Origin of the sequence: Rhodococcoides kroppenstedtii (genome assembly GCF_900111805.1) — a bacterium.
Classification (GTDB): domain Bacteria; phylum Actinomycetota; class Actinomycetes; order Mycobacteriales; family Mycobacteriaceae; genus Rhodococcoides; species Rhodococcoides kroppenstedtii.
Window position 1 is genome coordinate 89,974 of the sequence record NZ_FOJN01000012.1, and the last position, 22,795, is coordinate 112,768.

18 protein-coding genes are annotated in these 22,795 nt (G+C 70.9%); 10 read left to right on the top strand and 8 right to left on the bottom strand.

Going from position 1 to position 22,795, the window contains the following annotated elements; translation table 11 throughout:
- Positions 1–236 precede the first annotated feature (236 nt).
- The 3 genes from recD to recC form a co-directional block, all read right to left on the bottom strand.
- Entirely contained in the window at positions 237–2,117 is a 1,881-nt protein-coding gene (gene recD / locus BMZ18_RS14290) for an exodeoxyribonuclease V subunit alpha (protein ID WP_068360971.1), read from the bottom strand.
- On the bottom strand, positions 2,114–5,425 hold the full coding sequence (locus tag BMZ18_RS14295) for a UvrD-helicase domain-containing protein (protein WP_244516541.1): 3,312 nt from the start codon (positions 5,423–5,425) through the stop codon (positions 2,114–2,116). Before BMZ18_RS14295 ends, recD begins: the two co-directional genes overlap by 4 nt.
- A gap of 68 nt (positions 5,426–5,493) precedes the next feature.
- A complete protein-coding gene (recC, locus tag BMZ18_RS14300) occupies positions 5,494–8,817 on the bottom strand; it encodes an exodeoxyribonuclease V subunit gamma (protein WP_068361068.1) in 3,324 nt (1,107 codons plus the stop codon).
- Positions 8,818–9,062: 245 nt separating this feature from the next.
- On the opposite strand from recC, the gene BMZ18_RS14305 reads away from it, so the two are divergent.
- The 5 genes from BMZ18_RS14305 (at position 9,063) to BMZ18_RS14320 (ending at position 14,590) form a co-directional block, all read left to right on the top strand.
- A complete protein-coding gene (locus tag BMZ18_RS14305; RefSeq protein ID WP_068360966.1) occupies positions 9,063–10,460 on the top strand; it encodes an aspartate ammonia-lyase in 1,398 nt (465 codons plus the stop codon).
- A gap of 70 nt (positions 10,461–10,530) precedes the next feature.
- Complete coding sequence (locus BMZ18_RS14310) at positions 10,531–11,997, top strand: amino acid permease (RefSeq protein WP_068360963.1); 1,467 nt, start codon at positions 10,531–10,533, stop codon at positions 11,995–11,997.
- The gene (locus BMZ18_RS14315) at positions 11,994–13,010 is read left to right on the top strand and encodes an asparaginase (protein WP_068360957.1); all 1,017 of its coding nucleotides are present in this window, start codon (positions 11,994–11,996) and stop codon (positions 13,008–13,010) included. The genes BMZ18_RS14310 and BMZ18_RS14315 overlap by 4 nt, the downstream gene beginning before the upstream one ends.
- Before the next feature lie 10 nt (positions 13,011–13,020).
- Positions 13,021–13,089, top strand: a complete 69-nt coding sequence (locus BMZ18_RS20330; RefSeq protein WP_371828508.1) for a putative leader peptide — start codon at positions 13,021–13,023, stop codon at positions 13,087–13,089.
- Positions 13,090–13,216: 127 nt separating this feature from the next.
- Positions 13,217–14,590, top strand: a complete 1,374-nt coding sequence (locus tag BMZ18_RS14320) for a dicarboxylate/amino acid:cation symporter (RefSeq protein WP_068360956.1) — start codon at positions 13,217–13,219, stop codon at positions 14,588–14,590.
- A gap of 40 nt (positions 14,591–14,630) precedes the next feature.
- Here BMZ18_RS14320 and BMZ18_RS14325 read toward each other — a convergent pair whose 3' ends face one another.
- Positions 14,631–15,056 (bottom strand): hypothetical protein, encoded by a 426-nt coding sequence (locus BMZ18_RS14325; RefSeq protein ID WP_068361065.1) that lies wholly within the window; start codon positions 15,054–15,056, stop codon positions 14,631–14,633.
- 76 nt (positions 15,057–15,132) lie between these two features.
- Here BMZ18_RS14325 and BMZ18_RS14330 point away from each other — a divergent pair, with 76 nt between their 5' ends.
- The 3 genes from BMZ18_RS14330 to BMZ18_RS14340 are packed head-to-tail and all read left to right on the top strand — an operon-like array spanning position 15,133 to position 19,100.
- Positions 15,133–16,152 carry a GTP pyrophosphokinase gene (locus tag BMZ18_RS14330; protein ID WP_157889487.1) on the top strand — a complete coding sequence of 340 codons (1,020 nt, stop codon included), beginning with the start codon at positions 15,133–15,135 and terminating at the stop codon, positions 16,150–16,152.
- A gap of 21 nt (positions 16,153–16,173) precedes the next feature.
- Positions 16,174–18,435 (top strand): ATP-binding cassette domain-containing protein, encoded by a 2,262-nt coding sequence (locus BMZ18_RS14335; RefSeq protein WP_068360953.1) that lies wholly within the window; start codon positions 16,174–16,176, stop codon positions 18,433–18,435.
- 20 nt (positions 18,436–18,455) lie between these two features.
- Complete coding sequence (locus BMZ18_RS14340; protein ID WP_068360949.1) at positions 18,456–19,100, top strand: DedA family protein; 645 nt, start codon at positions 18,456–18,458, stop codon at positions 19,098–19,100.
- Here the strand turns inward: BMZ18_RS14340 and BMZ18_RS14345 are convergent, their stop codons facing one another.
- A complete protein-coding gene (locus BMZ18_RS14345; protein ID WP_371828507.1) occupies positions 19,101–19,541 on the bottom strand; it encodes an SRPBCC family protein in 441 nt (146 codons plus the stop codon). It lies immediately after the preceding gene.
- 65 nt (positions 19,542–19,606) lie between these two features.
- The gene (locus BMZ18_RS14350) at positions 19,607–20,089 is read right to left on the bottom strand and encodes an OsmC family protein (RefSeq protein ID WP_068360946.1); all 483 of its coding nucleotides are present in this window, start codon (positions 20,087–20,089) and stop codon (positions 19,607–19,609) included.
- Between the two features lie 87 nt (positions 20,090–20,176).
- Between BMZ18_RS14350 and BMZ18_RS14355 the strand changes: the two genes are divergently transcribed.
- Positions 20,177–20,623 (top strand): DoxX family protein, encoded by a 447-nt coding sequence (locus BMZ18_RS14355; RefSeq protein WP_068360943.1) that lies wholly within the window; start codon positions 20,177–20,179, stop codon positions 20,621–20,623.
- Here the strand turns inward: BMZ18_RS14355 and BMZ18_RS14360 are convergent.
- Both BMZ18_RS14360 and BMZ18_RS14365 read right to left on the bottom strand, forming a co-directional pair.
- The gene (locus BMZ18_RS14360; RefSeq protein ID WP_068360939.1) at positions 20,601–21,125 is read right to left on the bottom strand and encodes an O-acetyl-ADP-ribose deacetylase; all 525 of its coding nucleotides are present in this window, start codon (positions 21,123–21,125) and stop codon (positions 20,601–20,603) included. The genes BMZ18_RS14355 and BMZ18_RS14360 overlap by 23 nt on opposite strands.
- Positions 21,122–22,069: an ADP-ribosylglycohydrolase family protein gene (locus BMZ18_RS14365; RefSeq protein WP_068360936.1), complete on the bottom strand. Its 948-nt coding sequence runs from the start codon at positions 22,067–22,069 to the stop codon at positions 21,122–21,124. The genes BMZ18_RS14360 and BMZ18_RS14365 overlap by 4 nt, the downstream gene beginning before the upstream one ends.
- Before the next feature lie 61 nt (positions 22,070–22,130).
- Between BMZ18_RS14365 and BMZ18_RS14370 the strand changes: the two genes are divergently transcribed.
- Positions 22,131–22,790, top strand: a complete 660-nt coding sequence (locus tag BMZ18_RS14370; RefSeq protein WP_068360933.1) for an NUDIX hydrolase — start codon at positions 22,131–22,133, stop codon at positions 22,788–22,790.
- Positions 22,791–22,795 lie beyond the last annotated feature (5 nt).

Sequence of the window (22,795 nt, forward strand, 5' to 3'; positions counted from 1 at the left end):
ACGCGGTGGCGCAGCGGAAGCGGTCCGGCGAGGACTCGGTCGACACCTGAGGCGGCACCGGAGGACGACGGATCACCGTGCCCGTTCCGGGGGCGGGAAACAAGCCCCGCGACCACCGTCGACCTCATCAACCGCCCCCTGCCGCCGTTCACGGCTCTCGGCGCAGTCCCCCCCGACTGCGGACGCGGTGAATATAGCGCACGCGCATCTGCGGCGCCGGACCTCGAGACCGCCCCTCAGGCCTCACGCCCGACGGGCGTTCCCGGGTCGCGTCGGAGTCCGCTGGCCCGGAGCACTCGACGTCCCACGCCGCTGCGCACGGCCTCCTCCGACCCGAGAACGCGGACGACCTTCCGGGCACGGGTCACCGCCGTGTAGAGCAATTCGCGGGTGAGGAGCGAGGACCTGTCGTCCGGAAGCACCACCGACACGGTGTCGTACTGACTTCCCTGCGATCGATGAATGGTCATGGCGTGCACGCTGACGGCGCTGGACAGGCGGCTGGGGTGCACGGTGAGTGGGCGGTCGCCGCGGGCGAAGGCCGCGAGTACCCCGCCGTCGCCGTCGCTCACCACCACCCCGGTGTCACCGTTGTAGACCCGGTTGTCGTGATCGTTCACGGTGATCAACAGCGGGCGCCCCACGTACCAGGTGTCCTCGTCGAGGAAGGATCCGCGGTCGGCCCCGATCCGTTCGGCCGCCCGCGCGGACCAGTGCCGGACGCCGTACGGGCCCTCGCGATGCGCACACAGGATGCGGTGCCGCTCGAGCGCGTCCAGCGCCGCGGCGGCGTCACCCACCTCGGCCGCGGCGAGAACCGAACGCGCGGTGGCGACCACGTCCCGGTCCACCGCGTCCGCGGCCGAATCGGGGTGGAACTCGATGCCCGGCGGCTGCGCGCGGAGAATGTCGATCACGGTGTCGGCGTCACCGTCGCGAACGGCCACGGCGAGATCGGCGATGGCACCGCCGAACCGGCGACCGCGACTCAATCGCACGATGCCCGCAGCCAGTCGCTCGCGCTCGCGCGTGCCGAGCGCGCGTTCCGGCCCGGCCCCGGGCAGTGTGTCGGCCAGGTCGCGCGCGGTCAGACGCGTCACCGCGTCCGGCACCGGGCCCGTCACGGGACGGGCGACGAGGTCGGCCAGCACCGCACCCGCATCGACCGAGGTGAGTTGGTCCGGGTCGCCCACCAGGATCAGTCGGGCATCGCTCCGCATCGCGGCCAACAGCCTGCTCATCATCGTCGAGGAGACCATCGAGGTCTCGTCGACGACGACGACGTCGTAGGGCAGGCGGTTGTGGGCATCGTGTCGGAACCGGCTGCGGCCGGGACGCCACCCCAGGAGTCGATGCACCGTCATCGCGCCGGGCACGTTCCGCAGACCCAGCTCCTCGCTCTGGGTCTCGACGGACTCGCGCAATCGCGCCGCCGCCTTTCCGGTCGGCGCGGCGAGACCGAGACGCAGGTGCGGCTCGTACAGGGACTGCAGCAGCGCGAGGATGCGCGCCACGGTGTGCGTCTTTCCGGTACCGGGACCACCGGCGATCACCGTCGTCCACGCGGTGGCGGCCACGGCCGCGGCGATTCGTTGCCGATCGGGCGGCTCGCTGCCGGGGAAGTACCGGTCGAGCGCCGCCGCCACCGCGTCGACGTCGACGTCCGGTGCGCTGCGCGCGCGGTCCGCGAGGACGTCACGAATGGTGCGTTCCTGCAGGTAGTACCGCTGGAGGTAGAGCAGAGGACCGTCGGCGGTGTCGATCAGCAGGATGGGCCGGAGCGGTCCGGCCTCGCTCCCGAGGACCAGCGGACTGCGACGAACGGCGTCCAGCACGGCGGCATCGTCCGGCCAGGGCAGCGCGTCGAGGTCCACGTCCTCGTCCGCCGTGACGTCGCGCAGTCGGGTCATGTCGAGGCACACCGATCCGGCGCGGACGGCCCGAACGGCGAGCGCCACGGCGAACAGTGCGGCCTCGTCGGACTCGCCGCCGAGCTTGCCCAGCCGCAGGGCCACGTGGACGTCGGCGGCGGTGAGCACGCCCGCCTCGTCGAAGTCGCGGAGCAGACCCTTGCCGCGTTGCGCGACCGACGCCGGGTAGCGGTCCCGGTCGATCATGCGGCTCCTCCCGACACCAGATCCGAGAGGTCCGTCACCAGATCGGCCGACGGGCGCCACGCGAACACGCCCCGACCCGGCGGGGTCTCCGGACCCGCCATTCCCCGCACGAAGTGGTACTGCACACCGCCGAGATGGACCTCGGGCCGATAGCCGGGCAGTCGCCACCGCAGGAATCTGTGCAGCGCCACCGAATACAGCAGAGCCTGCAGCGGGTAGTGCGCCGAGATCATCTCCGTCGCCATCGCCTCGGTGGTGAAGTGATCGACGGTGAGATCACCCGCCACGATCCGGTTGGTCTTGTAGTCGACGACGACGAAGCTCGGCTCGCCGCGCTCGGCTCCATGGACCCGGATCACGGAATCGATACTGCCGGTGAGGTATCCGCGCAACTCCCGATCGTCGAGGCGACGCAGGTGGCTCGGATACTCGCCGAGGACGTCGTCCGCCGGGAGATGCCGCGTCACCAGGTCGGCGATGTCGTGCACCGAGGCGCACCGGCGGTCGGCGCGATCACCACCGCCGAGCGGGAGTTCGAAGTCCAACTCCGACAGTCGATCCGCCGGACCGACCTCGGCGAGCGTGCCGAAGCCGAGCGGGGTCCGCAGCACTGCACCGAGTGCGCGGGCCAGGTGCGCGGGGTCGAGGTCGGCCCCGAGCCGCGACGCCGCGTCCCGACATCGTGCGTCGAGTTCGGCATCGAGGTCCGGCGCCGAGGTGTCGACGAACTCCAGGACGTCGTGCACCAGCGTGCCGAACGCCGCGCCCGCCGGCAGTCCGTTCATCGGCGACGCCAGCGCGGACCCCTCGGCGGACCCGGTCTCGGCGACGACGGCAGGTCCCGCCGGCTCGTCGACCACGCCGGGATCCTCCGACTCGTCCACCTCCGCGTCGGTGGTCGGACCGTGCGCCTGGTGCGCTCCGGCGGTCAGGGCGGTGTACGAGGTGCGATGCCACGCGTGATCGAGCGTGCGATCGAACACCGCTGCGGCGAGCGGCTCCGGAGTACCGGCTCCGCCCCGCGGGTCGAGTCGCGATGTCGCGGGGGCCCCGACGGCCTCGACGCTCACCCGGCCGTCGGCCCACGCGAACAACTGGGTCAGCGCGGCGTCGTCGGACGGGACGCGACACGCACGTTCCGGCGCGGCGACCCCGGGCAGCCGACCGAACAGCAACCGGTGCAGCGGACCCGTTCGGGTGATGGCCGAGGGCGCCCACCAGACCACGACCTGGCTGCGAGCGCGGGTCAGCGCGACGTAGAGCAGGCGCAATTCCTCCCCCGCCGCCTCGTCGTCGTGCAGCCGGCGCCGTGCGGCGTACCCGGGCGCGCTGTCGCCGCCGACGTCGAGGATGCGTCGTCCGTCCTCGTGGTAGAGCAGCGTCTGGAGATCGAAAGCCCCGGTCGCGGCCCACGCGAACGGCACGAAGACCACCGGGTACTCGAGGCCCTTGGCCGAATGCACGGTGGCAACCTGCACCGCGTCGGCATCGCTGTCGAGTCGACGACTCCGGTCCGACGCCGTTCCCAGGGTGGGATCGGCGACGCGGTCGGCGAGCCATCGAGTCAGTGACGCGATCCCGTGACCCGCTCCCGGGAACTCGCGGTCGAGCAGCTGGGCGACGTGGGTCAGGTCGGTCGACTCGCGTTCACCCCGCTCACGACCGAGGACGCGAGAAAGGAATTCCGTGGTGCCGGTGAGAGATTCGACCATCGCCGCGAAGCCGACGCGCTCGGCCAACGACGCCAGCTCGCGGAACCGGGCGCTGAGCTCGGACGTGGCCGCGTCGCCCTCGGCGTCCAGCCGCGCCGCCGTCCATCCGAGCAGAGGAGTCAGTGCCGCGCGGCGCACGACGTCGGCCCGGTGCGGCTGCTCCACCGCCTCGAGCACACGGAGCCACTCGGCCGCGGCGGGCGTACCGAACACGTCGGCACCGCCGGTGAGCACCGACGGCACCGCCGCGGCGTCGAGCGCGGAGCGCACCGTCTCCGCCTGGCTCTTGGTCCGCACCAACACCGCGACGTCACCCGGACCCACCGGCGCTCCCTCCACCGTGACACCGCTGGTCAGCAGCGTGACGATCTGCTCGGCGACGTCACGGGCGATCCGTTCCCGGATGCGCGGTGCCGACGGGAATCCCGACCGCCCCAGCGGTCCGCACCCCGTGCGCGGCAGGACGCGCAGCCGCATCGGATCGGCCGTCCCCGGCGGACCCACCAATCGGCGCGTCCGGTGCGCCGCCGACACGTCCGTCACGACGATCTCGTCGGCGCCGAGCGCCGCGCCCTCGTACAGGTGAGCCAGCGAGCGCACCACGTCCTCGTCGCTGCGCCGATTGGTGGTCAGTGCGAGTCGGTGGTCGGCGACGCCGACCGCGTCGAGGTAACTGGTGACCTCGGCGCCGCGGAACGCGTAGATGGCCTGCTTCGGGTCGCCGACCAGCACGAGGACGCCGCCGTGACCGTGGAACGTGCGCCGCAGGATCTCCCACTGCAGCGGATCGGTGTCCTGGAACTCGTCCACGAGCACCACGGGGAACCGGTCGCGAATGCGCCGGCAGGCCGCCTCGCCGTGCTCCGGGTGGACCAGAACGTCGTGCAGGAGACCCAGCAGATCGTCGTAATCGCGGATGCCTGCGAGCCTCTTGCGGCGCTCGGTCTCGTCCCGCACCTCGCGGGCCAGGGCGACGCGGTCCCCCGCGGTGGTGCCCTCCGGCGCTTCGGGGCCGAGGGTCGCCCGACGATCCGCCACGGCCGCCCGCCCGACGGCGCGCGCGTCCTTGGGCGGGACCGGCGGCGTCTCGGACAGTCGGCTGTAGCGCCGGAGGTAGGCGTCGTCGACGACGTCGACCACGATGTCGTCGACGGACTCGACGAACACCGACCCGGGCTCCGGTTCACCGGCGACACCGAGACCGTCGAGCATGCGCTGGCAGAAGCTGTGTGTGGTGGCGATGGTGCCGGCGTCGAACTCCGACAACGCACGCAGCAGACGGTGGCGACGTACGACGACGTCCGCATCGGCTGTCGACGCGAGGTGGGCCGCGAGCTCGTCCCCGGATGCGCGCGCTGCGTCCGGATCCGCCAGTGCCGCGGCGAGCTCGGTGAACCGGGCGCGGGTGCGCTCGCGAAGCTCACGGGTCGCGAACTTGCTGAACGTCACCAGCAGGATGTCCGAGATCTCGGCGATCCCCTCGGCGACGTACCGCGCAGCGAGGCCGACGATCGCGTACGTCTTGCCCGTCCCTGCGCTCGCTTCGAGGACCGTCGTTCCGAACGGAAGCGGTCCGGTCAGGTCGAACGAATTCACTGACGCGCCAGCACTCTCGGTCACTATTTCTCCAGCTCTTTCGGTCACTGGCGTTCCGACTCTCTCGGTCACTGACGCTCCAGGGTCTCGTGAGCCAACAGTGGCGCCCAGAGTCGACGGGCCAGCACCCCGAACCGGGTGGGGTCCGGCGACCAGGCCCGTTCCTCGTCCCGCGGGGTCTCGGCGGTGATGTCTCGGAAGGCGACCGTCGGCCCGTGGACCAGACGCACGGCGGCGTCGGAGCCGTCGCCGAACCCCCCGAACTCACGTTCCGCGGCCTCCAACGCCGCGTCCTCGCGGACCCCGTTGGTCACCCGGTCGGCGTACAGGCAGCCGGCCTTCGTGGTCAGCGGCAAGGGTTCCCGCAGTCCTCGGTCCCGCAGATCGATGAGATCGCGCAGGACGTCCGTCGCCGCGTCCGGGGTGCGGAGTACCTGACGGAGCGCCCGGTTCGAGGTGCGGCCGGTGGTCACCGCCGTCCACCCGCGCGACGGGTCCTGCGCGGTCAGCGCCACCAGATGCACCCAGGCTTCCAGCCGATGCACGGCACTCAGCGTCGAGAAGCGAGCGCGCGCGACGGTGGTGCCGTGGACACCGGGAACGCTGCCCGTCAGTCGGCGTCCCTCCCCGAGGTCGACGGCGACGTCGAGGGTGTCGGGAACACCGACGTGGACGGGCGCCGCGGCGCGGTACACCTCCCCGACGACGAACTCGACGTCCTCGAGTTCACGACGCCCCTGGTGATGCGGGGGCAGGGAGCCACGACGCCACTCGGCCGCGCGGATCCGCGCGGCGTCGACGCCCGACAACATCTGGGTGAGCATGCGGTCGCCCAGCGCCCACTTCGCCAGCGGCGCCAGCTGCACCGCGAGGGCGTCCTCGATCTCGTCCTCGGTGATGTCCGCCCGCACCTGCAGACGCTGCCGCAGGAACGCCCCGATCGGGTTGCGCACGAACGCGAGCAGATCGGTCAGGTCGACGTCCTCCGCCGGGGCGGGCGGCAGCGGCTCGGCCAGGAACGGAGGTGCCGGCGCGGGCGGACGCTGCAACGCTCGCGCCCCGGCGAGGGCGGCCGGATCGAAGCTGCGCGGGGCCGCCGCCGCGAACGACGACGGATCGAACGGCTGCAGGGGGTGTCGGACGACGGGCGATCGTCCGGCCGTCGCCGTGACCGCGTCGATCACGTCGGCGAGCGGAATGGCCGGCGGCTCGACCACACCGGTGGTCGGGTTCGCGCCGGTGTAGAACAGCAGCAGCCGATCGGTGGCCGCCATCACCGCGTCGAGCAGCAGCTGCCGGTCCTCGCTCCGCACGTCCCGTTCCCCGACGACGGGGTCCCGCGCGAGCACGTCGTCACCGTCGACGTGGCCCACGCGGGGAAAGACGTCGTCGTCCAGACCGAGCAACGCGACCACGCGGTGAGGCACCGATCGCATGGGCACCATGGTGCAGACGGTCAGTTCGCCGGTGCGGAAGTTCGACCGCGTGGGACGGCCGGCGAATCGCTCGTCCAGAAGGGCGCGCACGTCGGCGGACCGCAGCGGCACGTCGCCCGCACCCTCGAAGGCCGCGGAGATCTCGCGACCGGCGTCCGCGCGGATCCAGTCGTCGCTGGGACGCACGTCGGCCAGCAGGTCCATCGCGAGCACCAGATGATCGCGCCACTCCGTGGCGGGACGTTCGCCGCGCAGCCCGTGGAGCACCTTCGACACGCGGTCGACCAGTTCGGCGAACCGACCCACCAGGTCGAGGTCGGCGCCGTCGACGTCGTCGACCGGCAGCGCGAGCCCCAACCATTCGCCGGTGGACTCGTCGGCGGCCGCCCCCAGCAGCAGGCGGTCGAGCGCCGCCGAGAAGGTGTTCTGCTCGAAGTCGCGAAGCCCGAACGCCGACCGCTGCACGGTGTCGATTCCCCACCGTGCGCCCGACTCCCGCGTCCACTCCCGCAGGCGCTCGAGGTCGTCGTCGGTGAATCGGAACCGCGTGCGGACGGCCGAGAGGGCGGCGACGTCGAGCATCTGCGTCGCCGTCACGCGCGCGGTGCCCAACTCGATCATCGTGGCGACGACCTCGAGGACCGGGTTGGTGCGCCGCAGGCCTCGATCGGCCAGCCGGACACGGAGCGTGTGCGCGGGGTGACCGGGCACCCGCCGGACCCCCGGAGCCGCGGCCGCGGTACCGCCGAACGCCGCGCGGATCAACGGCGCGAAGGTCTCGACGTCCGGGCACATGACGAGAACGTCCCGCGGTTCGAGGGTCGGGTCGTCCCGGAAGGCGTGGAGCAACGCGTCCCGGAGAACGTCGACCTGGCGGGCCGCGCCGTGGCACGCGTGGACCTCGACGCTGCCGTCGAACTCGACCCCGACCTCCGGCGACGGCGCACGATCGGCGACGACGTCACGCTGCAGTCGCCGCAACACGGTGTCGCCGGCGGAATCGGGCTCGGGGGTCAGGTACTCGTCCGAATCGGCCATCGGGCCGACGAGCGGGCGGAGTTCGCGGACGTCCCGCGCCAGACTCACCAGCAGGGGGTGTCCGCCGGACAGAGCGCGGTCGACCTGTCGGCGCCGACTCCCGGGCGCGATGGTCGAGGCCGCGTCCCACAGAGCCGGTGAGGGATGCGGCAACCAGAGGTGGACCGCCCGGTGTGCGGCGAGCGCGTGCAGGACGTCTCGCTGCGCGGTGCTCAGTCGGGTCGGCCCGAACACCGACACCCGCTCGGGCAGCGAGAGCAGGCCGGGCTCCTGCCGGAGCTGCGCGCAGACCGTTTCCCACCGCTCCGCCGGGTGCGGGCCGAGCCGGCCTCGCAGACGGCGGAACAGCTCGGCCTCCCATCGGAGGTCGTCCGGCAGGTCGCCGCCCGCCCCGTCGGAGTCGACCCCGGCGGCCCAGTCCCGGAGCATGGCGGGCCGCTGCGCGGCGTAGGTGCGAACCAACCCCGACACCCGGGCAGCGGTGGACCAACGGCGCCCGCGCCGATGCTCGTCCGCACCGTCGGACTCGTCGAACTCGGCAGCGGCGCCGATGCTGGCGGCGAGCACGGCGCACCACGGCTCGGCCGTGCACTCGTCGATGGTCCGCAGCGTCGCCCACACCGCGGCGTCCGCCGCCCACGGATCGTCGGCGGGATCGATCCCGCCGACGGTGGACACGACGTCGTCCACGAGCCGACTCGGCGAGGGGAACTCGATGCCGGCGGCGATGCCGTCGGCCATCCGCTCGGAGCCGACGCCGAGGACGCCGGACAGTCGCTGATGCAGCCACCGCTCCACACCCTTGGCCGGCACGGCGACGATCTCGGTGGTGAACGGATCCGCGAGCGGCGTGCGCAGCAGGTGCGCCAGGGCGTCGGCCAGAGTGTCGGAGCGCTCGGCGCGATGAATCTCCAGCACTCGTCTCTCCCGTCCGACGCGTCGTGGACGACCCGCGAAGGACACCCACCGTGCGACCCGTTCGAGCCGCGTGCCCGCGACCGTAACCCGACCCGCCGACACGCGGCGCGGACCCGCGATGGACACAGATCGAACGCGATCGAGAAATCCACCGTTGACACGTCGTGTGTGGTGCGCCACACTCAACCTGTCAGACAGCCGGACACCACAAACCGCCACAGCTACACCGACCCGAGGAGACCGACGTGGCCGCCACCCGCATCGAGCACGACCTGCTGGGAGACCGCGAGGTGCCCGCCGACGTGCTCTGGGGCATCCACACCCTGCGCGCCACCGAGAACTTCCCCATCACCGGTCGGCCCATCTCGAGCAACCCCGCCCTCGTCCGCGCCCTCGCCGCGGTCAAGTACGCCGCCGCTGCGGCGAACCGCGACCTCGGCCTGCTCGACCCCGAGCGCGCGGACGCGATCCTCGCCGCCTGCCGGGAGATCCTCGACGGGCAGTGGCACGACCAGTTCGTCGTCGACGTCATCCAGGGCGGCGCCGGCACCTCGACCAACATGAACGCCAACGAGGTCATCGCCAATCGCGCTCTGGTGCTGCTCGGCCACCGCCCCGGCGAGTACCGGTACCTGCACCCCAACGAGCACGTCAACCTCGGGCAGTCGACCAACGACGTCTACCCCACCGCGTGCAACATCGCGACCATCATGGCCGTCGGGGTGCTGTCCGAGTCGATGCACCACCTGCAGAAGACGTTCCGCGCCAAGGCCGAGGAGTTCCGCACCGTCGTCAAGATGGGGCGAACGCAGTTGCAGGACGCGGTGCCCATGACGCTCGGCCAGGAATTCGGCACCTTCGCGGTGATGATCGAGGAGGACCGCGCCCGGCTCGAGGAAGCCTCGCTGCTGGTCCACGAGATCAACCTCGGCGCGACCGCCATCGGCACCGGGCTCAACGCCGCGCCGGGTTACCGCGACGCCGCCGTGCGCCACCTCCGCGAGGTCACCGGCCTCCCCCTCGTCAGCGCGACCGACCTGGTCGAGGCCACGCAGGACGTCGGCCAGTTCGTCCATCTCTCGGGCGTGCTCAAGCGCTGCGCGGTCAAGCTGTCCAAGGTGTGCAACGACCTGCGCCTGCTGTCCTCCGGCCCGCGCGCCGGCTTCGGCGAGATCGACCTGCCCGCCGTGCAGGCCGGATCGTCGATCATGCCCGGCAAGGTGAACCCGGTCATCCCGGAGGTGCTGAACCAGGTCGCTTTCCAGGTGATCGGACAGGACGTCACCGTCACCATGGCGGCCGAGGCCGGTCAGCTCCAGCTGAACGCGTTCGAACCCATCATCATGGAATCGCTCACCTCCGGCATGACGCATCTCGGCGCCGCCTGCCGAACCCTCGCCGACCGGTGCGTCGTGGGCATCACCGCCCACGCGGCGCACCTGCGGTCCGACGTCGAACACTCCATCGGTCTGGTCACCGCGCTCAACCCGCACATCGGTTACCAGGCGGCCACCGAGATCGCCAAGGAAGCGCTCGACACCGACCGCGGCGTCGCGGAGCTCGTGCTCGAACGGGGCCTGCTCACCGCAGATCGCCTCGAGCTGCTGCTCCGCCCGGAACACCTGGCCAACCTGCAGAGCTGACCGACCCGCTCGGTCCACTCCACCCGACCCCCCGCCACCCGAGCTCTCCCGCACCCACCGAGGACGCAGCATGACCACTCCCACCACCGACCACCGGGGCGCCGACGCGACGCTCCACGCGGTCGAGAACCAGGGCTACCACAAGGGCCTGAAGACCCGTCAGGTCCAGATGATCGCCATCGGCGGCGCCATCGGCACCGGCCTGTTCATGGGCGCCGGCGGCCGTCTGGCCGGGGCCGGACCGGCGCTGGTGTTCGCCTACGCCACCTGCGGCTTCTTCGCCTTCCTGATCCTGCGGGCGCTGGGCGAGTTGGTCCTCCACCGTCCCACCTCGGGGTCCTTCGTCTCCTACGCGCGCGAATTCTTCGGCGAGAAGGCGGCTTTCGTCACCGGCTGGCTCTACTGGCTCAACTGGTCCATGACCGCGGTGGTCGACGTGACCGCCGTCGCGCTCTACATGCAGTTCTTCGGCAAGTACTCCGCACCGATCGCCGCGGTCCCGCAATGGATCTGGGCACTGATCGCCCTGGTGGTCGTGCTCTCGCTGAACCTGGTGTCCGTCAAGGTCTTCGGTGAGCTGGAATTCTGGTTCGCCCTGATCAAGGTTCTGGCCCTGGTCGCATTCCTCTGCGTCGGCCTCTACCTGCTGATCGCCGGCACCCCGAACCAGGAGCAGGGACTGTCGATGATCGCCGACAACGGCGGCCTGATCCCCAACGGCCTGCTGCCCGCCGTCGTCATCATCCAGGGTGTCGTCTTCGCCTACGCCTCGATCGAACTGGTCGGCACCGCCGCAGGCGAGACGCCGAACCCCGAGAAGGTGATCCCCAAGGCCATCAACACCGTCATCATCCGCATCGCGGTGTTCTACATCGGCTCGGTCACCCTGCTCGCCCTGCTGCTGCCGTACTCCGCCTACCGCGCCGGGGAGAGCCCCTTCGTGACGTTCTTCGGCTCGATCGGCGTCGAGGGCGCCGACACCGCGATGAACCTCATCGTGCTCACCGCCGCGCTGTCGTCGCTCAACGCCGGCCTCTACTCCACCGGCCGCATTCTGCGCTCCATGGCCGCCGCGGGCAGCGCGCCGCAGTTCGCCATGCGCATGACCAAGTCCGGCGTCCCCTACGGTGGAATTCTGCTGACGTCCGTCGTGACGCTGCTCGGAGTCGCACTCAACGCGGTCGTCCCCGAGCAGGCGTTCGAGATCGTGCTCAACCTCGCCGCCCTCGGCATCGTCAGCGCATGGGCCATGATCGTGCTCTGCCAGCTCAAGCTGTGGCAGCTGTCCAAGGAGGGTGTCCTGACCCGGCCGTCGTTCCGTCTCTTCGGCGCCCCCTACACGGGCATCGCCACCCTCGTCTTCCTCGCGGTCGTCGTCGTCCTCATGGGCTTCGACTACCCCGTCGGCACCTACACGCTGGCGTCGCTGCTGCTCATCGTTCCCGCCCTCGCCGTCGGATGGCGCGTGGCCAAGCCGCGCATCGAGCAGCTCGCCCGCGAGCGTGCCGACGGCCGCGGCGGCGCGGTCGCTCGATGACGGCGTCCCTCCTCGCGTCCGTCCCGTCGGTGGTCGTCCTGACCACCGGCGGGACCATCGCGAGTCGAGTGGGTGACGACGGCGTCAGCACGCCCGGCAAGGTCGCCGTGGATCTCGACGCCATCGCGGCTCGGCTCGGCGTGCGCGTCACGGTCGTCGACGTCCTGCGTGTCGACTCCGCCGCGATGTCCCACACCGACCTCGACACCGTGTCGGCCGCCGTCGAGCGAGCCCTGCGGCCCGACGTCACCGGCGTCGTGGTCCTGCACGGCACGGACACGCTCGAGGAGACGGCCATGCTGGTCGACCTCGTGCACGACGACCCGCGCCCGGTCGTCTTCACCGGCGCCCAGCGCACCGCCGACCACCCCGACGGGGACGGACCGCACAACGCCGAACTCGCCGTCGCGGTCGCGGCCGACCCGGACCGCCGCGGACAGGGCGTGCTGGTCGCGTTCGGTCCGCGGGTCCTGTGCGCTCGGGGCGTCCGCAAAGCGCACACCACCGAACTCGACGCGTACGCCGGAGTGCCCGCCGCACGGACGGAGTCCCGAATCACGCTGAGGCGCAACCCGATCGCGGGTATTCGTGTCGACGTCGTCGCCTTGTATCCCGGGGTCGACGGCGTCATGATCGACGCGGCCCGGCATCACGGCGCGGCGGGAATCGTGCTGGAGGCCATGGGCGCCGGCAACGCCAACGCCGACGTCGTCGCCGCGGTACGACGGGCCGTCGACGCCGGCATCGTCGTCGCCCTCTCCACTCGCGTGCCGTCCGGTGGCGTCGTCACCACCTACGGCGGCGGGGGTGGCGGCGCCGACTTGGTCGCCGCGGGCGCGGTGTCCGCCGGCGAGACGAGCCCGGCACAGACGCGAATCCTGCTGTGCGCGTTGATCGCCGAGTCGACGCACGACGTCGCCGGACGGTTCGCCGACGTCGTCGCAGCCCCGTCGACCCGAGCGTCGAATCAGGCGTCGGCCCCCTCGCGGACCTCGGTCCGAATCCAGGCGTAGCATCGAACGAGTGCCCCTTCTGCTGACCTCGCGTCGACACGTCGACCTCCGCAGACAGGCCAGTGCCATCTGTCGGTGACCCCGCTCCGCGTCACCGACGCCGCCATCTGTCGGTGACCCCGCTCCGCGTCACCGACGTCGCCATCTGTCGGTGACCCCGCTCCGCGCACGTCACCCCTCCACGCACTCGTCGAACAGGCACACCTATGTCCTCGCCCAGCGCTGCCCCCACCCGCCGGCTGCCCCAGTGGGCCACCGCCTTCGGACCCCAGATCGTCGCCGGACTGATCCTCGGCGTCGTCCTCGGGCTCGTCGCCCGCTCCATGCCCGACGCCGCCGACGGCAACCCCAACTGGCTCGTCGAAACCCTCTCCACCATCGGCTCGAGCTACGTCAAGCTCCTCACCGTCGCCGTCGTCCCCCTCGTCTTCACCGCCATCGTCAGCTCCATCGCCAACCTGCGCGCGGTCACCAACGCCGCCCGCCTGGCCGGCCAGACGCTGCTGTGGTTCGCGATCACCGCGTTCGTCGCCGTGATCGTCGGCATCGTCATCGGCCTCGTCGCGCAGCCGGGATCGCGCACCGGAGTCGACGCCGCGCTGGAGAAGGCCCCCGCCACCTCCGGCTCCTGGTGGTCCTTCCTCACCGGCCTGGTACCCAACAACTTCCTCGCGCTCGGCGCCCGCACCAGCGAGACCGAGGGCGCACTGTCGACCAGCCTGAACTTCAACATCCTCCAGCTGCTCGTCGTCGCCGCAGCCATCGGCATCGCGGCACTGAAGGTCGGCAAGGCCGCCGAGCCGTTCCTCACCTTCAACGCCTCGCTGCTCGCCATCGTGCAGAAGGTGCTGTGGTGGATCATCCGCCTGGCCCCCGTCGGCACCGCCGCCCTGATCGGCAACGCCGTCGCCAGCTACGGCTGGGACGCGATCGGGTCCCTGGGCGTGTTCACCGTGTCCGTCTACGTCGGCCTCGCGATCGTGTTCTTCGTGATCTACCCGATCATCGTGCGCGCGCACGGCCTGTCCGTCCGCAGCTTCTACTCGGGCGTCTGGCCGGCCACCCAGCTCGGTTTCGTCTCGCGCTCCTCGATCGGCACCCTGCCGCTCACCCAGCGCGTCACCGAGCGCAACCTCGGCGTGCCGCGCGAGTACGCCTCGTTCGCGGTGCCGCTCGGCGCCACCACCAAGATGGACGGCTGCGCCGCGATCTACCCGGCCATCGCCGCGATCTTCGTCGCGCAGTTCTACGGCATCGATCTGACGCTGACCGACTACCTGCTCATCGTCGTCGTCTCCGTCGTGGGGTCCGCCGCGACCGCCGGCACCACCGGCGCCACCGTCATGCTCACCCTGACGCTGTCCACCCTCGGCCTGCCGCTCGCCGGTGTCGGTCTGCTCCTCGCCGTCGAGCCGATCGTCGACATGGGCCGCACCGCCGTCAACGTCACCGGCCAGGCACTGGTGCCCACCATCGTCGCCAAGCGAGAGGGCATTCTCGATCGGGAGCGTTACGACGCACCGCGCCACGGCGACCCGTTCGACGACGACGCCGAGAGCGACGTCGCGCTGGCGCGCTGACGGTCCGGCGCCGGCGCGGTAGGGATACAGCGCCGGCGCGTCAGAAGAACTGCGCCCGCACGAACCCGGCGATCAACACACCGAGGCCGACGATCTCGACCCCGGCCAGCGCGACCATGAACGCGTGCGTTCCCCGCACCGGGTTCACGAACTGGTTGTCGGTGTCGCGTCGGGCGCCGTGGACGACGTAGCTCACGATGGCTGCGACGAAGAAGAACACCACGGCGCCCGACGCGATCAGGTTGACCGCCGTCGACCACGCCCCGAAATGCACCAACGCGGCGAGCACCATCGTGGCGAAGGAGTAGAGCAACGCCGCGCGGTGGGCGATGTCGACGTAGGGGTGCGCCTGCCCGGTCGGCGAGGTCGCCATGCCGCGGAATTTCCAGACCCCGAGCACCAACGCCCACAGCAGGATCAGGCCCGAGACGAGCACCAGCACGGCCGTGTCCACGGGGAGGGTCATGCCGCCCAGTTCACCAGATGCGCGGTCCGGGCGCGTCCGACCGGCGAGGTCGGGTGATACGGCACAATCGGCGACCATGCAGAAGGAGCCGACCATGATCGACCCCGTCGGTACCTACCGCGATCGCTACGACTGGTTCGTGCGGGCGACGGCCGCCCTGGCCACAGCGGTGGAGTCGATCGTCGCCGACGCGGGCCTCGACGTGGACGCGGTGGAAGCCCGCACCAAGTCGGTGGAATCCGCGGCCGGCAAGTTCGCGCGACTGAAGCCCGACGGCTCGTTGGAATTCACCGATCCGTTGACCGAGGTGACGGACCTCGTGGGCGTTCGGGTCATCACCTACCTCACCTCCGACATCGAGCGGGTGGCGGAGGCGTTGTCGTCGCGGTTCGAATTGCTCAAGACCATCGACAAGTCGTCGCTCGCCCAGGAGACGGGCGTGTTCGGCTACGCCGGCAAGCATCTGATCCTCACGCCGGGTGGTGACCGGGTTCCGCCCGGCTGCGGGGACGTCGTCGGTCTCGGGTTCGAGGTGCAGATTCGCACGGTGCTACAGCACGCGTGGGCCGAGATCGAGCACGACATCCGGTTCAAGAACTCCCGCACCCAGGGCTCCCCGGTGATCGACCGCGCGTTCACCCTGGCGGCCGGATTGATCGAGCTCGCCGATCAACAGTTCGAGCTCGCGGACCGTCACCACAAGGAGAAGATCGCCGAACTGCGCGCAGCCGACGCCGCGCGCGGCATGGACCTGGAACTGACGGCGGAGAAGCTGCGCAGCATCGTCACCGATCTGCTGCCCGAATACGCCTCCAGCCGGCCCACCCACTACGAGTGGTTGCTCACCCTCGTCACCGCGAACGGCATCACCACGGGTGCAGAACTCGAGGACGCTCTCGATCCGTCGCGCGTGCCGTTCGTGGTGGGGGCCATGGACTATCAGCATCGGCCCGGCCACGTTCGCCTCGTGGACGACCTGTTGCTCGATCGGTTCGGGGAGGCGCACATCGTCCGCACGGCGACGCTGACCACCGAACGGGACCGGCTCGGCAAGCTGCGGTACCGGCTCACGAAACTGCAGGCGCATCAGGAGTGAGATTCTGGTAGAAGGGCCTGCGTGACCGATGCCCTCTCGACCATCACCGTCCGCGGCGCCCGCGAGAACAACCTGAAGGGGATCGATCTCGATCTCCCCAAGGGCGAGTTGGTGGTGTTCGCCGGCGTGTCCGGATCCGGCAAGTCCTCGCTGGTGTTCGACACCATCGCCGCCGAGGCGCAGCGGCAGATCAATGCGACGTTCAGCGCGTTCGCGCAGACCTTCCTGCCGTCGTACGGGCGTCCGGACGCCGACCTGATCGCGAACCTGTCGGCCGTCGTGATCGTCGACCAGAAGCGTCTGTTCGGCTCGCCCCGATCGACCGTCGGCACCATCACCGACATCGGGGACTGGCTGCGCATGCTCTACGCCCGCGGGGTCCGTCCGTCGATCGGCCACGCCAACGCGTTCTCGTTCAACGATCCGGCCGGCATGTGCCCGGACTGCGAGGGACTCGGCGAGGCCAAGGTGATCGACGTCGACGAGTTGGTCGACTTCTCGAAGTCGTTGCGCGAAGGACCCATTCGTCATCCCGACTTCCAGCCGGGCAAATGGCCCTACCGGCTGTACGCGGACTCGGGCCTGTTCGATCTCGACGTTCCGCTCGAGCAGTACTCGGCGCGGGAGCGGCACATCTTTCTCGACGCCGCCCCCGGCGAGGTGGCCATGCCGAACACCGACGGCGTGTTCACCACCTACGAGGGACTGCTCTCGAAGTTCCGTCGCAGCTACCTGACCAAGGACGCGGCCACGCTGAAGGGCAAGGCCAAGGAGGCCTACGAGCGCATCGTCACCCGCGGCGTCTGTCCCGCCTGCCGCGGCTCTCGGTACAACCCGACGGTTCACGGCGCACGCCTCGAGGGTCTGTCGATCCCCGAGGCGTTCGCGATGCAGGTCTCCGATCTCGCGGACGTCATGGACGGCTGGTCTCTCGGCGTTCTCGACGCACCGCGGCGGGAGGTGGTCACCCAGCTGCGCCGCCTGGGCGATCTCGGCCTGGGGTACCTCAGCCTCGACCGTGCGACGTCGTCGTTGTCCGGCGGCGAGGCGCAGCGCATCAAGATGGTGCGCCACCTCGGGTCGACGCTCAACGACATGCTCTACGTCTTCGACGAACCCACCACCGGTCTGCACGCCCGCGACGTCCACCGGTTGAACGCGATGCTGCTGGCCCTGCGCGACAAGGGCAACACGGTCCTGGTGGTCGAGCACGATCCCGAGGTGATGGCCGTCGCCGATCGCATCGTCGAGATCGGCCCCGGGGCGGGGGCGGACGGCGGCACCGTCGTCTTCGTCGGCACGCCGCAGGACCTGCGCACCGCGGACACGCGCACCGGGCGTGCCCTGCGAGAAGTGGCCACCGCACCTCGTCGTCCGCGGACGCCCACCGGATCGGTGCGCATCGAGAACGCCCGCACCCACAACCTGCGCAGCGTCACCGTCGACGTGCCGCTCGGCGTGCTCGTCGCCGTCACCGGGGTCGCCGGGTCCGGCAAGTCCAGCCTGATCCACCACCATCTGCCGGCCGTCCGCCCCGACGCCGTGATGATCGACCAGTCCCCCATCCGCGGGTCGCGGCGATCGTCGCCCGCGACCTACACCGGCCTGCTGGATCCGATCCGGGCGCACTTCGCCAAACGCACCGGCCGCCCGGCGGCGCTCTTCTCCCCCAATTCCGACGGGGCCTGCCCGGACTGCCAGGGCACCGGCACCATCTTCACCGAGCTGGGCTTCACCGACCCGGTGACCAGCACGTGTGAGACGTGCCAGGGACGCCGGTTCCGCTCGGGGGCGATCAAGTACACGGTGGACGGCGTGTCCATCGCGGACGTCTTCGAGATGTCCGTCGACGCCGCATTCGAGTTCTTCACGGCGCCGAAGATTCGCGCCGTGCTGGGGCGGTGCCGTGATGTCGGTCTCGGTTACCTCACGCTGGGCCAGAACCTCACCTCGCTCTCCGGCGGGGAGCGCCAACGACTGAAGCTGGCCACCGAGCTCACCGGTACGGCGGCGCTGCTGGTGCTCGACGAGCCCACCACCGGTCTTCACCCCTCGGACGTGAACAACCTGGTGGCGCTGCTGTCGGGCATGGTCGACGAGGGCCGATCGGTGGTGGTGATCGAGCACGATCTCGCCGTCGTCGCGGCGTCGGACTGGGTGATCGATCTCGGCCCGGACGGCGGTCACGACGGCGGCCGGGTGGTGTTCACCGGCACTCCGGCGGACCTCCTTCGAGACTCCGGCCACACCGGTCGGCATCTCGCGCGGCGGCTCGGAGGGTAAACCGTCGGTAAAGTGCAGGCATGAGCGACACCGTCACCGCTGCCGCGAGTACAGAACTGGGTGGATTCGCCGGGTGGGCCGTCGGGCTGATGGAGGCCATCGGAGGCCCCGGCGCCGGCCTCGCCGTCGCCGTGGAGAACTTCTTCCCCCCGATTCCGAGCGAGATCATCCTCCCGCTGGCCGGGTTCACGGCGTCGCAGGGCGGCTTCTCGTTGTTCAGCGCGCTGTTCTGGACGACGCTCGGTTCGGTGGTGGGCGCGGCCGTCCTCTACTGGCTGGGCGTGAAGCTCGGCCGGGACCGCCTCTACGCGATCGTGGACCGGATGCCCCTCGTCGACACCGAGGATCTGGCGAAGGCGGAGGATTGGTTCGCCCGCCACGGCCGGTCGGCCGTCTTCTTCGGCCGCATGATCCCGATGGTGCGGTCCGGCATCTCCGTCCCGGCCGGCGTCTCCCGCATGCCCTTCTGGCAGTTCCTGCTCTACACCACCGCCGGCAGCTTGCTGTGGAACTCGATCTTCGTGCTCGCCGGGTACTACCTGGGCGAGAACTGGCATTACGTGGAGAACTACGCCTCCGTCTTCCAGTACGTCGTCATCGGCCTGGTCGTGGCACTGATCGGCTGGTTCGTGACCAAGAAGGTGCGGGCCCGGTCCGCCGCCTGATCACCTCTGCAGCAGCCCCTTCAGGGTCTCGAGGTCACGCTGGACCGCCGCGCAGTCCCGGTCGAACTCGGCGTCGGTCATGCCGAGCCGACGCACGGTGAACAGCACTTCCGCACCGTGCGGATGCGGGACGACGCGCAACGGATTCAAGACCTCGGTGCCGTCGGGCAGGGTGACGGTGTGGTCCAGCACGCCGAGGTCGTTCTGGGCCGCGAACCGGACCCGCACCGTTCCCATCGGCGACTCGGTCACCAGATCGTCACCGTCGCGGGTGACCCCCGACGCGAGGCCCGCCGCCCACGCCGTGAGGTTCTCCGGGCGTCGGGCGTAGTCGTAGACCTCGCGCGCCGAGGCCGCGATCACCACCGACAGATGCCTGCTCTCCCCATGGTCCGGCACTGCGGCGTCGTCCTGCATGACGGCCTTCCTCTCGTGGGTCACCACCATCGTGCTCGGTGACGGGTGTGCCGGCGAGAGGTATCGGCGTCGGGGCAGGTCGGTTCGGGTCAGGTCAGGTCCGCACGCTCCCAGCGATTGACGAACTCGAGGCCGCTGCGAACGAACAGCTGCGAGACCGGGCAGCGTCGCTCGACCTCGGCCACGAAGCGGTCGAACGCCGCACCCTCGGCGTCGGTCTGCACGGTCGCCTCGACGGTGACGCGGTCGAAGTTCGCGTTACCGTCCTCCCCTGCCACGAGGACGCCGGTGTCCAGATCGCCCTGCACCCGGAAGGTGAACTCGCCGAGCGTGATACCCAGATCCTTGGCCACGAGACTCGCCGTCACCTGGTTGCACGACGTGAGCGCGCCCAGCGCGTAGAACAGCGGGCTCGGCGCGGCGTCCCGGCCACCGAAGGCGGGGTAGGCGTCGGCGTCGAACTCGTGGCCGGCCGTGCCCTCCACCGACAGGTGCTGGGCCACCCCGGTGCCGCGGGCGTCGACGACGAAGGGGACGACGGAGGTTCTCACGGAGGTCTTCGCAGAAGTCATGCCGACGACGGTCGTCGGCGGCGCGCCTCGGGTCCAGGTTCAGAATCACCTCGAGTGCAGACCCATCCGCCGCGTAGGTTGGCGGACATGACGACACGACCCGCGGCGGACCACCGGACGTCGGCGCCGCGCACCGTCACCCGCGTGCTTCTCGGCGCCTTCCTCACCTTCGCGGGACTGTCGCACCTGTTCTGGGCGCGTGAGGAATTCCGCGCCCAGGTCCCGACGTGGGTACCTCTCGACGTCGACGCGGTGGTGCTCGCGTCGGGCGTCGTGGAGGTGGTGCTCGGGATCCTCCTGCTGTCCGGGTGGCGACGGACCGTCGTCGGGTGGATCGTCGCCGCGTTCTTCGTCGCGGTGTTCCCCGGCAACATCTCGCAGTATCTGACCGGCACGGACGCGTTCGGCCTCGACAGCGACAACGCCCGCGCGATCCGACTCCTCTTCCAGCCGCTGCTCATCGGCTGGGCGCTGTGGAGTACCGGCGCGTGGGCCGCATGTCGCGACCGCGTTAGGCCATCGCGCGCAGCGTGAGGTCTCGGACGGCGGCGGAGAAGGCCACGACGGTGACCACGTCGACGGCCGTGTCGGCGCCGCGGATCGCCCGGATCTGCTCCCGCACGGCCGACTCGACCGGCCACCCGTAGGCGCCGCCGGAGATCAGCGGGAACGCGACCGACGAGGCTCCCAGCGAGTCGGCCAGGATCAACGACCGCTCGTACGCAGCCCGCAGCAGCGGCGACCGGTCCTCGCGTGCCGAGTACCGCGGGCCCACGGTGTGGATCACCCAGTGCGCCGGCAGGTGACCCGCCGTCGTGGCGACGGCGGCGCCGACGTCGAGTCCGTTCGGGAGCGTCGTCGCGCGCAGCAGGCGGCAGGCATCGAGAATCGCCGGCCCACCGGCCCGGTGGATCGCGCCGTCCACCCCGCCGCCGCCGAGCAGGGTGGAGTTGGCGGCGTTGACCACCACGTCCGCCCGGACCGTGGTGATGTCGCCGAGGACGACGTCGAGTCGCCGGGGTCCCGAGGTGGTCATGACGCTCCGTCCGTGAGGGTGTGGGTCAGGGTGATCAGGTCGGCCGCTCGGCGTCCGGGGTACCCGTGCAGCAACTCGATCCACTCCGCCGGGATCGCCGAACGCCCCCAGCGAGCGCCGAGCAGGCCACCCGCGATGGCCGCCGTGGTGTCGGTGTCGCCGCCGGCCCGGACGCACTTCTCGAGCGCCCGCGGCAGTTGCCGCTCGTCCTCCTCCGTCGTGGCGATGGCCCACCACGCGGTCTGCAGGGCGTGGACCACCCACCCGTTGTTCGCGAAGTCCGCCGGCGTTCCGGTTTCCGCCGCCTCGAGCAGGGGCGACCAGGTGTGCGACAGGGCCGGATCCGCGGACAGGGCGAGGCGGAGGCCGTCGTACGTTCCGTGCAGCACCGCGTGGCGGATGGCGACGGACCACAGGGCGCACGCTTCCCCGGCCTGTGGATCGGAGTGGGTCAAGGCGCTGATGCGGGTGGCCGCGTCGGCAAGCGCGCGCTCGTCGTGCAGGAACGCCAGGGCGACGGGCGCCGTTCTCATGAGCGAGCCGTTGCCCCCGGTTCGGCCCGACAGACCCGCGGCCCGCCGAGTCATCGCGTCGGCCGACGGGTCGCGGTGGGAGAGCACGGCCCGCGTCTGGTTCCCGATGTCCGGCGGCCGTGTGTCGTACCAGGTGACGAAGTTCGCCGCGACGGCGTCGAGCATTGCGGCGTCGGCACTCCCGGCGGGCGCGTCGGCGTCGCGCAACGCCAGCGCGTCGGCGACGCACAACGCCATCGACGTGTCGTCCGTCCATTCACCGGGCGCCCAGTCGAACGGCCCGCCCCCGATCATCGCGATCTCCTGATCGGGGGTGGGATACCCGAATTCGTAGCCCGCCCCGAGGGCGTCGCCCGCCGCTGTTCCCAGCAGGACACCCTCGGCCCGGTCGATCCGATCCGTCGTCAGCATTCCGTGCCCCTTTGCTCGATTCTGCGCTAACCATAGATCAACCCTGCGCTAAGATGCAAGCGTGCCGTCAGACCTCACCGACTTCCCCCGCCCGTCCGTCGCGGTCGACGTCGCCGTGCTCACCGTCACCGACCACGGGCCGGCGGTCGTGACCGTGGACTCCCGGTGGGGCGACGCTCTACCCGGCACTTTCCTGCACCCCGGCGAGACCCTGGCCGACGCGGCCGGTCGGGCGCTCCGCACCAAAGCCGGAATCGAGGGAGTGGCGTTCCACCAGCTCCGCATGTTCGACGCACCGGATCGCGACGATCGCGGATGGGTGCTGTCGATGGCGCACGCCACCGAGGTCGCCGCGACCACCCTGCCGCCCGACGGCCGCGCGGTGACCATCGAGCACGGCCGACCCACCGTGCCCATGGCCTTCGACCACGCCGACATGGTCGCCGCCGCCGTCCTGGACCTGCGCACGCGCTACGCCGACGCCCCCGACCCGTCGGGCCTGCTCGGGCCGCGATTCACCCTGCTACGCCTCCGTCGCCTCTACGAGATCGTCTTCGACCGCACGCTCCCCAAGGACACCTTCCGTCGGCACGCCCTCGGCGCGATCCACGGCACCGGGGAGGTCACCGCGGCCGACGGCGGCCGGCCGGCCGAGCTCTACGAGCGCCTCCCGGGCGCGTCGTTTCCGAGAACAATGGCCGCACTCCTCGGCGGCCGATAACGACG

Excerpts from the sequence above, each read along its gene's own strand:
- recD (WP_068360971.1), bottom strand. The coding sequence starts at position 2,117 with ATGATCGACCGGGACCGCTACCCGGCGTCGGTCGCGCAACGCGGCAAG.
- BMZ18_RS14310 (WP_068360963.1), top strand. The coding sequence starts at position 10,531 with ATGACCACTCCCACCACCGACCACCGGGGCGCCGACGCGACGCTCCAC.
- BMZ18_RS14315 (WP_068360957.1), top strand. The coding sequence starts at position 11,994 with ATGACGGCGTCCCTCCTCGCGTCCGTCCCGTCGGTGGTCGTCCTGACC.
- BMZ18_RS14320 (WP_068360956.1), top strand. The coding sequence starts at position 13,217 with ATGTCCTCGCCCAGCGCTGCCCCCACCCGCCGGCTGCCCCAGTGGGCC.
- BMZ18_RS14325 (WP_068361065.1), bottom strand. The coding sequence starts at position 15,056 with ATGACCCTCCCCGTGGACACGGCCGTGCTGGTGCTCGTCTCGGGCCTG.
- BMZ18_RS14330 (WP_157889487.1), top strand. The coding sequence starts at position 15,133 with ATGCAGAAGGAGCCGACCATGATCGACCCCGTCGGTACCTACCGCGAT.
- BMZ18_RS14340 (WP_068360949.1), top strand. The coding sequence starts at position 18,456 with ATGAGCGACACCGTCACCGCTGCCGCGAGTACAGAACTGGGTGGATTC.
- BMZ18_RS14350 (WP_068360946.1), bottom strand. The coding sequence starts at position 20,089 with ATGACTTCTGCGAAGACCTCCGTGAGAACCTCCGTCGTCCCCTTCGTC.
- BMZ18_RS14355 (WP_068360943.1), top strand. The coding sequence starts at position 20,177 with ATGACGACACGACCCGCGGCGGACCACCGGACGTCGGCGCCGCGCACC.
- BMZ18_RS14360 (WP_068360939.1), bottom strand. The coding sequence starts at position 21,125 with ATGACCACCTCGGGACCCCGGCGACTCGACGTCGTCCTCGGCGACATC.
- BMZ18_RS14365 (WP_068360936.1), bottom strand. The coding sequence starts at position 22,069 with ATGCTGACGACGGATCGGATCGACCGGGCCGAGGGTGTCCTGCTGGGA.